Annotated in this window: 1 protein-coding gene; it reads right to left on the bottom strand. The window is 69.1% G+C overall.

Annotated features, from left to right (window positions below; genetic code table 11):
• Window positions 1–100: 100 nt before the first annotated feature.
• Complete coding sequence (locus ABIS05_RS19825; protein ID WP_348012634.1) at window positions 101–16,690, bottom strand: PA14 domain-containing protein; 16,590 nt, start codon at window positions 16,688–16,690, stop codon at window positions 101–103.
• Window positions 16,691–16,866: the final 176 nt, after the last annotated feature.

Genomic DNA, 16,866 nt, shown 5'->3' with positions numbered 1-16,866 from the left:
GCCAACACAGCCACGGAGGCACAGAGGCACAGAGAACGCGGTGCTCTCTCTGTGCCTCTGTGTCTCTGTGGCTGTGTTCTGAAGCCGGCCCGCGAGCGGTTCAACCACCCGCGCCCATGACGACGTGCAACGTCGAGGTTTGTACCCAGACACCGGCCTGGTCTGCCATCACCGCGTAGTCGGTCAGCGCATTGCCATAGACATCGGTGCCGGTGGAGAGCTGCGTCAGTTGCGTGTCAGCGGCCACGTTGATGAGGTCGCCGCTGTCGAGCTTCAAGGTCAGCGCGTGGTTGGCATCGGTGATGCTGGTGATGCCAAGGCTGGACAGGTCGATGCCGCCGGCGCTGCCGTTGCGCAGATCCAGTGCCTCGATGTTGTGGGCCACGCTGATGAGCGAGGCGATGTCGAAACTGGGGCCGCTGGTGGTGAACTTGAGCAGGTCGACGCCGGCGCCACCGTCGGCCGAGGCCAGGTCGGCGGGCGAGGCGGCGATGAGCGTGTCGTCACCGTTGCCGCCCAGCAGCGTGTCGGCGCCACCGCCGCCGGTCAGCGTGTCGTTGCCATCTCCGCCGCTGAGCGTGTTGGCGGCAGCGTTGCCAATGATCTGGTTGTCCTGGGCGTTGCCGGTGCCGTTGATGGCCGCACTGCCTGTCAAGGTCAGGTTCTCGACATTGGCGCTCAGCGTGTGAGAAACGGAGGACAGCACGCCGTCCGTGCCGCCGTTCGCGTTTTCGATCACCGTGTCGCCGGCGTTGTCGACGATGTAGGTGTCGTCGCCCGCACCGCCGGCCATCGCGTCCGCACCGGCACCGCCGTCCAGCACGTTGTTGCCGGCGTTGCCGGTCAGCTGGTTGGCCAGACCGTTGCCGGTGGCGTTGATGTGGGCCGAGCCGGTGAGGATGAGGTTCTCGACGTTGACCGGCAGCGCGTAGCCGATGGAGGCCTGCACGGTGTCCACTCCGGCGTTTGCCGCCTCGGTGACGGTGTCGCCCGCGTTGTCGACGACGTAGGTGTCGTTGCCCGCCCCGCCGGCCATCGCGTCTGCGCCGGCCCCGCCGTCCAGCAGGTTGTCGCCGATGTTGCCGGTCAGCACATTGCCGAGCGCGTTGCCGGTGGCGTTGATGTTGGCCGTACCGGTCAGCGTCAGGTTCTCGACGTCGGCCGCCAGCGCGTAGCTGACGGATGCGAACACCGCGTCCGTGCCCTCACCAGCGTTCTCGACGACGACGTCGCCCGCGTTGTCGACGATGTAGTTGTCGTTGCCGGTGCCACCGATGAGGGTGTCTGCGCCGGCGCCGCCGTCGAGCGTGTCGTCGCCGGCCAGGCCCATGAGCGTGTTGGCAACGCCGTTGCCGGTGAGCCGGTTGCCGGCCGTGTTGCCGGTGCCGTTGATGGCGGCGGCGCCGGTCAGCGTCAGGTTTTCCAGGTTCACGCCGAGCGTCCAGGTGATGCTGGATTGCACGGTGTCGCTGCCTTCGCTGGCGTTCTCGGTGATGGTGTCGGAGGCGGAGTCGACGACGTAGATGTCGTTGCCGGCGCCGCCAGCCATGATGTCGTTGCCGGCGCCGCCGTCGAGCAGGTCGTCGCCGTTGCCGCCGGTCAGCGTGTCGTTGCCCAGGCCGCCGTACAACGAGCCACCGTTGCTGGCGACGACGAAGACGGTCGGCGCGGCGGTCTTGTAGGGGTTGGCGGCGGCGAGCTGGCCCACCGTGCCCCACTTCCAGGCGAGGTAGCCGTCCAGGCGCTGCTGGTCCGCCGTCGTCAATGTCGTGCCGGTGACGATGACCTCGCTGTAGTCGTTGCTGGCGTTCCACTGGCTGCCAAAGCCGGTACCGATGGTCAGCGCGCCGTTGAAGTTGAGCGACTGGTTGACGGTGGACACCACATGCGTGGCCTCGGCCAGCGTCGTGTAGACATTGGCGCGCGTGTTCCAGCTCTGCAACGTGCCGTCGACGGTCCAAGCCGCCTTGAGGTTGGTGTTGGAGCCGCCCACCACGTCGGTGCCGCCGTCGCCCTGGCCGGCGATCAGCAGCCAGCTGTTGCTGCCGAAGTTGGTGGACATGGGCATGTAGAAGCTGTCGCCCGACTTCTGCACCCAGTACAGGCTGCCGCCCGTGGCGATGGTGGCCAGGCTGAGGCTCAGGCGGTCGTCCAGGCCGTCCATGCGCACGGTGGGCAGGTTGTTCATGCCGTCCAGCACCAGCGTCGGCTCGAAGGCGCCATTGCTGGCCGTGGCGTCATGCGCGCCGCCGCTCTTGTCGCGCCACATGGCGACACGGCCGTCGGCGGTGTGGCCGGCTTCGGCAATGCCTTCCTGCACGCCGTCGCCGTCCAGGTCGGCGGCGTCCAGCCACAGGCTGAGGTTGCTCAGCTGCGCCGGCGTCCAGGCCGAGACATTACCGAGCCTGAGCACGTCGTCCCCGTCACCGCCCTGCAGCGTGCTGCCGCCGTCGGCAGTGAGGCTGTCGTTGCCGTTGCCGCCGATCAACGTGTCGGCGCCGCCGCCGCCGATCAGCGTGTCGTTGCCGTCGCCGCCGTCCAGCACGTTGGCCGCGCTATTGCCGGTCAACACGTTGGCCGCCGCGTTGCCGGTGGCATTGACGGCGGCGTTGCCCGTCAGCGTGATGTTCTCGACATTGGGCAGGCTGGCCAGCGTGTAGGTCGCGCTGGACTGCACGGTGTCGATGCCCTCTCCTGCGTTCTCGATGATCGTGTCGGCGGTGTCGGTGACGACGTAGGTGTCGTCACCGACACCGCCCACCAACGTGTCCACGCCGGCGCCGCCGATCAGCGTGTCGTTGCCGGCGCCGCCGTTGAGGGTGTCGCCGGCCACGTCGGTGGCGGCCGCGTCGCCGAAGCTGAACACCGAGGCGGGCACGAAGGTGAAGGCCCCGGCGCCCGGTGTCAGCCAGGACAGCTGCGCCACCGCGCCGCCGCTGCCCTCGCTCATCTGCACCTGGATGCTGTGCAGCCCGGCGCTGAGCGCCGTCGGCACCGAGTCGATGTTGGCGAGGTTGACATAGCCGTTCATGCCGTCGACGTACTGGCCGTCGATGTAGAGCGACATGTTGTCGTCGTGGTTGATGCGGAAGGTGTAGTTGCCGGCCGTGGCGATGTTGACGTAGCCCGTCCAGCGCACCGAGAAGTTGTCGACGTTGACGATGCCGGTGGCTGGCGAGCCGGTGCCGTAGTTGGTCGAGATGTTGGCGTCCTGGCGCGTCAGCACCGGGGTGCCCAGCCAGTTGTTGTTGTTCCAGTACTCGCCGCGCAGGCCGCTTTGCTGCAGGCCGGCAAAGTAGCTGGGGCGGGCGGCGGAGACGAGGATGTCGTCGCCATTGCCGCCGGTCAGCGTGTCGGTGCCGCCGCCGCCGTAGAGCGCGTCGTTGCCGTCCATGCCCAGCAGCACGTCGTTGCCGATGTTGCCGGCGATGTGGTTGGCCAGCGCGTTGCCGGTGCCGCTATGGGCCGCCGTGTCGGTGAAGCTCAGGCGCTCCAGCGTGGCGGCGAGCGTGTAGCTGGCCAGCGTGGTTTCGACGCTGTCCAGGCCCGTCGTCTCGGTGATGACGTCAGAGGCGCTGTCAACCACATAGCTGTCATCGCCGGCGGCGCCCACCATGGTGTCGTTGCCGGCACCGCCGTCCAGGCGCTCGTTGGCCTGGGTGCCGGTCAGCACGTTGGCCAAGCTGTTGCCGATGAGCCTGAGGTTGTTCTGGTTGGTCGCCGTCAGGTTCTCGACGTTGGTGGGCAGGCGGAAGTCGATGGGGGTCTGGACGAGGTCGGTGCCCTCGCTGGCGTTCTCGATGACGGACGTGTAGGGCAGGTAGACGTTGTAGGTGTCGTTGCCGGCGCCACCCGACATGGACGTGGCGTTGGGGGTGCCGACGTTGGACGGCCCGGTGATGACGTTGTCTAGCGCGTTGCCGACGACGTTGATGTTGTAGGAGGACGAAAGGTCCAGGTTCTCGACATTGGCGGCCAGCGTGTAGGTCAGGACGGCCGTGGTGTTGGTCGTGCGCTGCAGATAGACCGTGTCGGTGCCCTCGCCCGCGTTCTCGACGACGACCAGGTTGAGGCTGAAGTTGCCCAAGTTGTCGGCCTGCTGGTAGTAGGCGTCGTCACCGGTGCCGCCGGCCATCGTCGTGGCAATGCCGCTGTAGACGCTGGCGTAGAGCTGGTTGACGGCGCTGTTGCCGGTGATGGTGCCGGCCGTGCGGCCGACGTAGTAGATGTTCTCGACGTTGGCGCCAAGCGTGTAGCTGGCAGACGCGTAGACGGCGTCGGTGCCCTCGTTGGCGTTCTCGGTGATGACGTCCAGCGCGTTGTCGACGAAGTAGATGTCGTTGCCGGCGCCGCCGGTCATCGTGTCGGCGCCCGCGCCGCCGTCGATGCGGTTGGCGCCGCTGTTGCCGAGGATGCTGTTGGCCAGCGCATTGCCGGCGCCGTTGATGGCGCTGGTGCCGGTCAGCGTCAGGTTCTCGACGTTGGCCGTCAACGTGTAGTTGACCGAGGACAGCACGCGGTCGGTGCCCGCGCCGGCCTCTTCGACGACGGTGTCGCCGATGTCGTCCACCGTGTAGGTGTCGTTGCCCGCACCGCCGGCCATCCAGTCGGCGCCGGCCTTGGCGTCCAGCGTGTCGTTGCCGTTGCCGCCGAAGAGGGCGTCCACCCGAACGCCACCGTTGAGCGTGTCATCGCCGTCGCCGGCAAACAGGACCGCGTCGACCCGGCTGGCGCCGCGCGCGGTGGCGCCGTTGTAGGCGGCGGTCAGGGTCTCGTTGGCGCTGGTGCCGAAGGCGATCTTGGCGCCTGTCCAGGTCGTGTCCAGGCCCACGGTGCTGAGGGCGCCGCCGGTCAGGCTGCTGGGCGTGCCGACGCTCCACCTGGTGGCCAGGTAGTTCTCGATGACGCGCTGCTCGCCGGCAGACAGCGTGTGGTCGAACACAAGCAGTTCGGAGACCGCGCCACGGCTCAGTTCGTTGGTGGTGCCGCCGTAGCCGGAGAGCTGGATCTTGCCCAGCCAGCCGTCGCTCGTGCTTCCCGTGGCCGCAAGCGCCACACCGTTCTTGTAGAGCGTGCCCGAGCCGACCTGGTCGGCGGCCGTGTAGAGGACGGGCGTGTTGGCCTGCACCGAGCCGTTGGTCTGCGACACCCAGTTCTGGCCGTAGAGCTGGTCCTGGTAGCCGCCTTGCCAGCCGATCAGCGAGTTGTCCGTCGATGACGACACCAGCCGGCCGTTCTGCGTGCCGGTCATCTGGCCAACGACGAAGAGCGAGTAGTTCTGGCCCACCCACAGGCTGCTGGTCAGGAAGTCGCCGCCGTCGAAGCTGACGGTGGGTTGGCCATTCAGGCCGGTCAGGTCCAGCTTGGGCGATGCGCCCGACGTGCCCTGCGTGAAGTTGTTGCCGCTACCGCTCTTGTCGACCCAGGCGTTGAGGTTGCCATTGCCGTTGATGAGGCCGCCTTCGGCCAGGCCGGAGGACGTGCCGTTGCCATCCAGGTCCCTGGCGTCCAGCCAGGTGATCTTGCCGGCGATGGTGGCGAAGGTCGGGTCGGCCGTCATGCCCCACAGCGTGCGCAGGTCCGACAGGCTCGGCAGCACCAGCCCGTTCACGTCGATGGCCAGGTTGACACCGCCGACCGAGATGGCCGTTAGCAGCTTGCCGGTGTTGCCGTTGGACAGCAGCACGTCGGGCGCGGCGGTGCGGTAGTCGGTGGCGTTGTTGTAGTCGCTGCTGTTGAGCAGCAGCAGGTCGTTGCCGTCGAGCAGGAGCTCCAGCTTGCCGCCGCCGTCGCTGCCGACGAAGTTGCTGGTGTTCACGTCGCTGGAGCGCACGGTGACGGTCTCGGGCGTGCCGCCGAAGAAGTCCAGCACCTCGATGCCGCGCGTCTTGGCCGTTAGCTGGTTGACGTTGGTGATGCCCAGCCCGTCGACCTTGAAGCTGTCCACACCGCTACCGCCGTCGATGGCCGCGAAGCTCAGGTCGCTGACGGACAGGATGTCGGCGCCCGCGCCGGCATCGATGGTGTCGGCCCCGCCGCCGCCGACGATGTAGTTGTTGCCCGCGTTGCCGATGATGACGTTGGCCAGGCTGTTGCCGGTGGCCGTGATGTTGGCGCTGCCGGTCAGCGTCAGGTTCTCGAAGTTGGCGGCCAGCGCCCAGCTAACGCTGGAGTTCACCGTGTCGGTGCCGCCGCCGGCCAGCTCGTGGAGCGAGTCGCCGACGTTGTCGACGATGTAGCTGTCATTGCCCGCGCCGCCCACCAGCACGTCGGCGCCCTGGCCACCGTCCAGCACGTTGTTGCCGCTGTTGCCGGTGACGGTGTTGCCCAGGGCGTTGCCGGTGCCGTTGATGTCGCCCGTGCCGGTCAGCACGAGCGTCTCGACGTTGGCGGCCAGCGTGATGCTGATGCCGGCCTGAACGATGTCGGTGCCTTCGCCGAAATACTCCACGACGAGGTCGGCCGCGTTGTCGATGACGTAGGTGTCGTCGCCCAGGCCACCGGTCAGCACGTCGGCGCCAGAGCCGCCGTCCAACACGTTGTTGCCGTCGTTGCCGGTGATGAAGTTGACGAGGCCGTTGCCGGTGCCGTCGATGGCGTCGGCACCGGTCAGCACGAGGTTCTCGAGGTTGGCGCCCAGCACCCAGCTGACGGAGCTGCGCACGGTGTCCGTGCCTTCGCCGAGGTTCTCGGTGAGCGTGTCGCCGGCACTGTCGACGACGTAGGTGTCATTGCCGGCGCCGCCGATCAGGCGGTCGTCGCCCGCATCACCGTCCAGCACGTTGTTGCCGGCATTGCCGGTGATCTGGTTGTTCAGGTCGTTGCCGGTGCCGTCGAGGTCGGCGGTGCCCGTGAGCACCAGGTTCTCGACGTTGTCGGTCAGGCCGTAGCTGAGGCTGGCGGTGACGGTGTCGGTGCCGCCGCCGGCCGATTCGACGACGGTGTCGTCACTGCTGTCGACGAGGTAGCTGTCGTTGCCCGCGCCGCCCACTAGGCGGTCCGCGCCCGCGCCGCCGTCCAGCGTGTTGTTGCCGCTGTTGCCGGTGATGACGTTGTCCAGCGCATTGCCGGTGCCATTCAGGTTCGCGCTGCCCGTCAACGTCAGGTTCTCGACCTCGTTGCCCAGCACGTAGCTGATGGACGCCAGCACCGTGTCGCTGCCCTCGCCCGCGCTCTCGGTGACGAGGTCACCGGCGTTGTCCACCCCATAGCTGTCGTTGCCCGAGCCGCCGACCATCGTGTCGGCGCCCAGGCCGCCGTCCAGCACGTTGTTGCCGGCGTTGCCGGTCAGCAAGTTGGCCAGGTCGTTGCCCGTGCCGTTGATGTTGTTGCTGCCCGTCAGCGTCAGCGCTTCGAGGTTGGCCCCGAGCGTCCACGTGACGGAGGACAGCACTGTGTCGTAGCCCTCGGCGGTGTTCTCGGTGACGCTATCGCTGCTGTTGTCGACGACATAGCTGTCGTCACCCACGCCGCCGATCAACTGGTCGGCGCCCGTGCCGCCGTCCAGCACGTTGGCGCCGCTGTTGCCGGTGATGACGTTGGCCTGCGCGTTGCCGGTGCCGTTGAGGTCGTTGCTGCCGGTGAGGATCAGGTTCTCGACGTTGGCGCCGAGCGTGAAGTTGACGCTGCTGCGCACCAGGTCCACACCCTCGCCCGCGCTCTCGATGGCGATGTCGCCGGCGTTGTCGACGAAGAAGGTGTCGTTGCCCGCGCCGCCCGTCATCGTGTCGGCGCCCAGGCCGCCGTCGATGACATTGCTGCCGCCGTTGCCGGTGATCTGGTTGTTGGCCGCGTTGCCGGTGGCGTTGATGGGATCGGTGCCCGTCAGCACCAGGTTTTCGAGGTTGGCGCCGAGCGTGTAGGTGATGGCTGAGCGGACGGTGTCCGTGCCCTCGCCCGCGTTCTCGGTGACGAGGTCGCCCACGTCGTCGATGACGTAGGTGTCGTTGCCCGCGCCGCCGAGGAGGCGGTCGGCGCCCACGCCGCCGTCCAGCACGTTGGCGCCGCTGTTGCCGGTGATCGTGTTGTCCAGCTCGTTGCCGCTGCCGTCGACGCTGGCGGTGCCGGTCAGGATCAGGTTCTCGATGTTGGCGCCGAGGGCAAAGCTTGCGCCAGAGCGCACGGTGTCCGTGCCGTCGCCGGGGTTCTCCACGACCTGGTCGCCGGAGTCGTCCACCACGTAGGTGTCGTCGCCCGCGCCGCCGGCCATCAGGTCGGCGCCCGCGCCGCCGTCGATGACGTTGTTGCCCGCGTTGCCGGTGATCTGGTTGGCCAGCTCGTTGCCGGTGCCATTCAGGTTGGCCGTGCCCGTGAGGATGAGGTTCTCGACGTTGGCTTCCAGCACGCGGCTGATCGACGAGATCTCGGTGTCGGTGCCGGCGCCCACGTCTTCCACCACCACGTCGCCGCTGTTGTCGATGCTGTAGGTGTCGTCCCCGCCGCCGCCGGCAAGAGTGTCCGCACCCGCGCCGCCGTCGATGACGTTGGCGGCGGCGTTGCCGGTGATGCTGTTGGCGCCCGCGTTGCCGGTGCCGCTGATGTTGCCTGTGCCGGTCAGCACGAGGTTTTCCAGCGTTGCGCCCAGCGTGTAGCTGATGGAGGAGCGAACGGTGTCGGTGCCTTCGCCGCTGGCCTCGATGACCTGGTCGCCCGCGTTGTCCACCACGTAGGTGTCGTCGCCCAGGCCGCCGGTCATCACGTCGGCGCCCGTGCCGCCGTCCAGCACGTTGTTGCCGCTGTTGCCGGTGAGCTGGTTGGCCTGCGCGTTGCCGGTGCCGTCGATGTCGGCGCCACCCAGCAGGACGAGGTTCTCGACGTTGGCGCCGAGCGTGAAGCTGACGCTGCTGCGCACGAGGTCCGTGCCCTCGCCGACGCTTTCAGTGACGGTGTCGCCCAGGTTGTCGACGATGTAGATGTCGTCGCCCGCACCACCGGCCATGCGGTCGGCACCCGCGCCGCCGTCGATGAGGTTGGCGCCAGCGTTGCCGGTGATGGTGTTGTCCAGCTCGTTGCCGGTGGCGCTGAGGTTGCCGGTGCCGGTCAGCACCAGGTTTTCGAGATTGGCGCCCAGTGCGTAGCTGACGGACGAGCGCACCGTGTCGACGCCTTCACCGGCGTTCTCGGTCACCACGTCGCCGGCGTTGTCCACCACGTAGGTGTCGTTGCCTCCACCGCCGGCCATCGTGTCCGCGCCCTGGCCGCCGTCCAGCAGGTTGTTGGCGACATTGCCGGTGAGCGTGTTGTCCAGCTCGTTGCCGATGGCGTTGATGTCGCCGGTGCCCGTCAGCACCAGTCGCTCGATGTTGGCCCCGAGCGCAAAGCTGACGCTGCTGCGCACGGTGTCCGTGCCCTGGCCGCTGAACTCGGTGACGGTGTCGCCGAGGTCGTCGACGATATAGAGGTCGTCGCCCGAGCCACCCGCCATCGCGTCGGCGCCCGCGCCGCCGTCTAGCGTGTTGTTGCCGCTGTTGCCGGTGATCTGGTTGGCCAGCTCGTTGCCGCTGCCGTCGATGTTGGCGGCACCCAGCAGCACGAGGTTCTCGATGTTGGCGCCGAGCGTGAACGAGACGCTGGAACGGACCACGTCCGTGCCCTCGCCGGCCGCCTCGGTGACCGTGTCGCCGAGGTTGTCGACGAGGTAGGTGTCGTTGCCCGCGCCGCCGGCCATGGTGTCGGCGCCGGCGCCGCCGTCGAGCGTGTTGTTGCCGGCGTTGCCGGTGATGACGTTGTCCAGCGTGTTGCCGGTCGCGTCGATGTTGGCGGTGCCGGCCAGCACCAGGTTCTCCAGGTTCGCGCCGAGCACGAAGCTGATGCTGGAACGCACCGTGTCCGTACCTTCGCCGACGTTCTCGGTGACGGTGTCGCCCGCGTTGTCGACGACGTAGATGTCGTCGCCCGCGCCGCCGGCCATCTGGTCGGCGCCTGCGCCGCCGTCGAGCACGTTGTTGCCCGCGTTGCCGGTCAGGCGGTTGGCTGAGGAATTGCCCGTCGCGTTGATGTTGGCGCTGCCCGTCAGCGTCAGGTCCTCGATGTTCTCGCCGAGGCGGAAGCTGACGCTGGCGAAAACGCGGTCGTAGCCCTCGCCGACCGCTTCGCTGACGGTGTCGCCCGCGTTGTCGACGTGGTAGGTGTCGTCGCCCGCGCCGCCAGCCATCGCGTCGGCGCCGGCCTTGCCGTCCAGCACGTTGTTGCCGCCGTTGCCGATGAGCACGTTGTCCAGCTCGTTGCCGGTGGCGTCGAGGTCGCCGCTGCCCGTGAGCTGCAGGTTCTCGACGTTAGCGCCCAGCACATGGCTGATGCTGGCGCGCACGCTGTCATTGCCTTCGCCGACGTTCTCGGTGACGGTGTCGCCGACGTTGTCGACGATGTAGATGTCGTCACCGGCGCCGCCGGCCATCTGGTCGGCGCCAGCGCGGCCGTCCAGCAGGTTGTTGCCGCCGTTGCCGATGAGGAGGTTGGCCTGTGCATTGCCGGTGGCGTCGATGTCGGCGCCGCCGGTCAGCGTCAGGTTCTCGAGGTTGGCCCCCAGCACCCAGCTGACGGAGCTACGCACGAGGTCCGTGCCCTCGCCGGCCTGCTCGGCGACGCTGTCGCCGGCGTTGTCCACCACGTAGGTGTCGTCGCCCGCGCCGCCCACCATCACGTCGGCACCGGCGCCGCCGTCCAGCACGTTGTTGCCCGCGTTGCCGGTGATGACGTTGGCCAGCGCATTGCCGGTGCCGTCGATGTTGGCGCTGCCGGTCAGCGTGAGCTGCTCGATGTTGGCGCCGAGGCGGAAGCTGACGTTGGACTGCACGAGGTCGATGCCCTCGCCCGCGCCTTCAGTCACCGTGTCGCCGGTGTTGTCGACGAGGTAGGTGTCGTTGCCCGCGCCGCCGGCCATCGCGTCGGCGCCCAGGCCGCCGTCGATGAGGTTGTTGCCGCTGTTGCCGGTGATGGCGTTGTCCAGCGCGTTGCCGGTGCCGGTCCAGTCGCCGGTGCCGGTCAGCACCAGGTTTTCAAGGTTGGCGCCCAGCGTGTAGCTGAAGCCGGCGCGCACGGTGTCGCCGCCCTCGCCGGCGTTCTCGGTGACCACGTCGCCCGCGTTGTCGACGACGTAGGTGTCATCGCCCGCGCCGCCGGCCATCGTGTCGGCGCCCAGGCCGCCGTCGATGAGGTTGTTGCCGCTGTTGCCGAGGATGACGTTGTCGAGGTCGTTGCCGGTGCCGCTGATGGGCGCGGTACCGGTCAGTGTCAGGTTCTCGATGTTGGCGCCCAGCGTGAAGCTGACGCTGCTGCGCACGAGATCCGTGCCGCCGCCGGCGGCCTCCGTCACGGTGTCCCCCGCGTCGTCGACGATGTAGGTGTCGTCGCCCGCGCCGCCGAGCATGGTGTCGGCGCCCGCACCGCCGTCGATGAGGTTGGCGCCGCTGTTGCCAACGATGCGGTTGTCCAGTTCATTGCCGATGCCGCTGATGTTGCCGGTGCCGGTGAGCTGCAGCTCCTCGACGTTGGCCGACAGCGCATGGCTGACGCTGGAGCGCACCGTGTCGTAGCCGGCGTTGGACTCCTCGGTCACGCTGTCGCCGGCGTTGTCGACGACGTAGGTGTCGTCGCCCGCGCCGCCGGCCATGGTGTCGGCGCCGGCCTTGCCGTCGATGAAGTTGGCGCCGGCGTTGCCGGTGATGACGTTGTCGGCCGCGTTGCCGGTGGCGTCGATGTTGCCGCTGCCGGTCAGCGTCAGGTTCTCGAGGTTGTCGCCCAGCACCCAGCTGATGCTCGAACGCACGCTGTCCGTGCCCTCGTCCACGGCCTCGGTGATCTGGTCGCCAACGTTGTCCACCACGTAGGTGTCGTCGCCCGCGCCAGCGGCCATCTGGTCGGCACCGGCCTTGCCGTCAAGCAGGTTGTTGCCGGCGTTGCCGAGCAGGATGTTGTTCAGCGCGTTGCCGCTGCCGTCGAGATTGGCGGTGCCCGTCAACGTCAGGTTTTCTACGTTGGCGCCGAGCGTGAAGCTGACGCTGCTGCGAACCAGGTCCGTGCCCTCACCCGCCGCTTCGGTCACCGTGTCGCCGAGGTTGTCCACCACGTAGATGTCGTCGCCCGCGCCGCCGGCCATGGTGTCGGCACCCGCGCCGCCGTCGATCAGGTTGGCGCCGCTGTTGCCGGTGATGACGTTGTCCAGCGCATTGCCGGTGGCGCTGTTGTTGCCCGTGCCCGTCAGCACGAGGTTCTCGACGTTGGCGCCCAGCGCATAGCTGATGGCGCTGCGCACGGTGTCGCTGCCCTCGCCGAAGTTCTCGCTGACGACGTCGCCGACCGAGTCGACCACATAGGTGTCGTCACCCGCGCCACCGGCCATGCGGTCGCTACCGGCGCCGCCGTCGAGCAGGTTGTTGCCGGCGTTGCCCGTCAGCACGTTGTCCAGCGCGTTGCCGGTGGCGTTGATGTCGGCGTTGCCCGTCAGCGTCAGGTTCTCGACGTTGGCGGACAACGCATAACTGACCGACGCGTTGACGCTGTCGCTGCCCTCGCCGGCCGCTTCAACGATGACGTCGTCCGTGTCGTCGACGTTGTAGATGTCATTGCCGGCACCGCCGGTCAGCACGTTGATGCCGGCAGCGCCGGTCAGCACGTCGTCGAAGGCGCTGCCGATGAGGTTCTCGATGCCTGCCAGCGTGTCGCCCTGGGCGTCGCCGCCGCTGCCGCGGCCGGTGGAGAGGTTCACCGTGACTGCGGCGCTGGAAGCCGCGTAGGTGGCCGTGTCGATGCCGGAGCCACCGATCAGCGCATCGGCACCAGCGCCACCCACGAGCAGGTCGTTGCCGGCGCCGCCGTCCAGCCGGTTGGCGCCGGCGGTGCCGATCAGCACGTCGTCGAAGCCGGAGCCGGTCAGGTTCTCGATGGAATCAAAGGTGTCGCCGGCCGCGTCGCCGGTGTTCAGCGTCGCGTCGGCCAGGCTCACGGTCAGGCCGCTCGGCGCGCCGGCATAGCTGGCCGTGTCGCTGCCTGCGCCGCCGATCAGCACATCGGCCCCGGCGCCGCCGATCAGCACGTCGTCGCCCGCGCCGCCCACCAGCCGGTTCACGCCCGCGTCGCCTTCCAGCGTGTCGTCGAAGGCGGAGCCGGTCAGGTTTTCGATGGATTGGAAGCTGTCGCCGGCCGCCTCGCCGGCGTTGGTGGCCGCGTTGATGAGGCTGGCCTTGACGCCGGCCATGGCGCCCGCGTAGGTGGCCGTGTCGTTGCCGGCGCCGCCGAGGAGCTGGTCCGCGCCAGCGCCGCCTTCCAGCAGGTCATCGCCGTTGCCGCCGTCCAGCCGGTTGTCGCCGGCGTCGCCCTTCAGCGTGTCGCCAAAGTTGGAGCCGATCAGGTTCTCGACGCCGTCCAGCGTGTTGCCCTGCGCGTCACCGCCATTGCCCACGCCGCTCACCAGGTCGACCTGCACAGCTGCGGCCGAGGTGGCATAGCTCACCGTGTCGTTGCCCAGGCCGCCGTGGATCACGTCCGCGCCGCCCCGGCCTTCGATGAAGTCGTCGCCGTCGCCGCCGCTGAGGATGTTGGCGTTGGCATCGCCCACCAGCGTGTCGTTGTAGTTGGAGCCGGCCAGGTTCTCGATGGAGACATAGCTGTCGCCCGCAGCCGCGCCGGTGTTGGTGGCCGGTGCCAGCAGGCTGGCCGAGACGCCCGCCGTGGCGCTGGCGTAGCTGGCGGTGTCGCTGCCGTCGCCGCCGTCCAGCACGTCGGCGCCGTCGCCGCCGTCGAGCACATCGTCGCCCGCGCCGCCGACGAGCTTGTTGACGCCGGCCGTGCCGGTGAGCACGTCGTCCTTGTCGGAGCCGGTCAGGTTCTCGATGCCGCTCAGCCGGTCGCCCTCGGCATCACCGCCACTGCCTATGCCGGTGGTGAGGTTCACGCGCACGCCCTGCGCCGAGGCGGCGTAGGTGGCGGTGTCGATGCCGGCGCCGCCGGTCAGCACATCGGCGCCGGTGCCGCCGTCGAGCAGGTCGTCACCGTCGCCGCCGTCGAGCTTGTCGTTGCCGGCCAGGCCGACGAGCGTGTCATTGCCGGCGCCGCCGATCAGCGTGTTGGCGCTGGCCTCGCCGGTGAGCTGGTCGTCGCCGCTGCCGCCGGCCAGGTTTTCGATGGACTGGAAGCTGTCGCCCGTCGCATCGCCGCCGGTCACGGCGCCGGTGGTCAGGTTGATCTGCACCGCGACCGTCGAGGTGCTGTAGTCGGCCATGTCGGAGCCGTCGCCACCGATCAGCGTGTCGGCGCCCGCGCCGCCGATCAGCACGTCGTTGCCGCGCCCGCCGTCCAGCACGTTGTTGCCGTCGCCGGCCACGAGACGGTCGGAGAAGCGCGAGCCGGTCAGGTTCTCGATGTTGACCAGCGTGTCGCCCGCCGCGTCACCGCCCGTGCTCGCCGTGGCGCCGGTCAGGTCGACCTTCACGCCCTCGTTGGAGTCCGCGTAGCTGGCCGTGTCGTTGCCGTCGCCGCCGTCCATCACGTCGGCGCCCGCGCCGCCGACGAGGGTGTCGTCGCCTGCGCCGCCTTGCAGGCCGTCGTTGCCGGGGTTGCCGATCAGCAGGTTGTCGAAGCCGTCGCCGATCAGCGTGTCGTCGTTCTCGGAGCCGGCCAGGTTCTCGATGCCGCTGAAGGTGTCGCCCTTGGCCTCGCCGGTGTTCAGCGCGGCGTTGGCCAGGCTGACGACGACGCCGGTCTGGGCGTCCAAGTAGCTCGCGGTGTCCTTGCCGTCGCCGCCGGTCAGCGCGTCGGCGCCCTCGCCGCCTTCGAGTTCGTCGTCACCGGCGCCGCCGTCCAGCTTGTTGATGCCGGCGTCGCCGATCAGCAGGTCGTTCAGGCCTGAGCCGGTCAGGTTCTCGATGTCCTGCAGCCGGTCGCCCGTCGCATCGCCGCCGCTGCCCTGGCCGGTGCCCAGGCTCACGTTCACGCCGGCTGCCGAGGCGGCATAGCTGGCCGTGTCGTTGCCGGCGCCGCCCTGCAGCGTGTCTGCACCGCCGCGGCCCTCCAGCAGGTCGTCGCCCGCGCCGCCCTGCAGCACGTTGGCCAGCGCGTCGCCGCGCAGCGTGTCGTCGTGCTCGGAGCCGATGAGGTTCTCGATCTGCGCGAGCGTGTCACCCTCGGCCTCGCCGCCCTTGCCGGTGCCACTGGCCAGGTCGACGGTGACGCCGGCCGAGGAGCCGCTGTAGACGGCCGTGTCCGTCCCCGCGCCACCCACCAGCGCGTCGGCCCCGCCGCGGCCTTCGAGCATGTCGTCGCCGGCGCCGCCGTCGAGCCGGTTGGCATCGCCGTCGCCGCGCAGCACGTCGGCCCCGCCGCTGCCGCTGAGGTTCTCGATGCCGTCGAGCGTGTCGCCATCGGCGTCGCCACCACTGGCGGTGCCTGCAGCCAGGTCGACAGTGACGCCGCCTGGCGAGCCTTCGTAGCTGGCCGTGTCATTGCCCGTGCCGCCGACCAGCTTGTCCGCGCCCTCGCCGCCCAGCAGCCAGTCGCTGCCGGCGCCGCCGTCGAGCGTGTCGTTGCCGGCGCCGCCGGAGAGGCGGTCCGCGCCGACCAGGCCGTTGATGGTGTCGTTGCCCGCGCCGCCGTCGATGATGTCGCCCAGGCCGTAGGCCGGGAACACGACGCCGGGCTTGCCGCCGGAGTCATAGCTCATGTCGGCCGCGCTGGCCACGTCGCGCACGATGGCCGGCACCGTGAGCTTGCCTTCCAGCGTGGCGCCGTCCACGGTGGCCGTGGCGGTGACGACGATGTCGAAGGTGGCGCCGCTGCCGCCGCCCGTGTCGGACGCCACGGCATAACGCACCATCACACTGAAGTGGGTGGTGGCGCCGTCGACCGGCACGGCCAGCTCCCAGCCGGTGGCGCCCTTGGTGGCGCCGACGACCTCGAAGCCGTCGGGCAGGCCGCTGATGACGACCGACTTGACGAGCGGCGCTGTCTTGGACGACAGCGTGATGTCGAACTGGCGCGCCCAGCCCGAGCCCATGCCCTGGCCGCCGTCGCCAGCGATGGTGTCGTCACCGGCGGTGCCGTGGATGACTTCGGCTGCGGCTTGTGCAGCGGGGGAGAAGTCGGTGGCAGATTCGGCCGAGCCGCCGGAGCCGGTGATGGTGGTGCCACTGACCTCCTGGCCGGTGACGTTGTGGAACTGGCCGGCCACGCTCAGCGTGGGCCCGGCGGGCGGCGGCGGGGGCGTGCCGCCACCGGGATTGCCGGCCGGGCGCGGCGACAGCTGGATGACCAGCGAGAACGGCCGTGCCTCGTCGTGGAACTCGGCCTTGGACGTGCCCTCGCCGCCGCCGGTGCCGGAGACCATGCCGCTCTCCAGCACGGGCTTGGGCGGGGGCGGCATCTCGCTGCTCTCGCTGACAGACGCTGCCGGCGCGTCTTCAGTCGTGTTCTTCTCGATGGTGCGCAGCAGCGTGTCGGTGATGTTGACCGGCCCGGCCTGGGCAATCAGCGTCGACGCCTCGGTGGCGCCGTCCGAGAACAACAGCTTGAAGTCCGGGTCGGCCAGCGCGCGCAGCGCGGCGCCCTGGAAGACATGCTGGGTGCCGTCAGCCATGACCAGCACCAGGTCCACGCCGGCCACCTGCACCTTGACGATGGACGCACGCGATAGCGCGAGCTTGATCGCGGCGTCTGCCGTGGCCGGATGAATGACGACCTTGCCCGCGACGTTGTCCATCAGGTACTCCGTATCACTTCTTCTTCAACCAGCGCGTTCGCGCAAGGGATGCCGATGGCGCGTAGCAGCTGCGCATCCGACTCGCTGGCTGCGTCCGCAGCCAGCACGCGCAGGCCTTCCGACGCGCCCAGGTCCGCCATCAATTGCAGCAGCCGCCGCTTGCCCGCGCTGCCATC

Origin of the sequence: Roseateles sp., from assembly GCF_039929605.1 — a bacterium.
Classification (GTDB): domain Bacteria; phylum Pseudomonadota; class Gammaproteobacteria; order Burkholderiales; family Burkholderiaceae_C; genus Pelomonas.
Note: the sequence above shows the minus strand (reverse complement) of the source record. Positions and strands in the feature narration are given on the sequence as shown.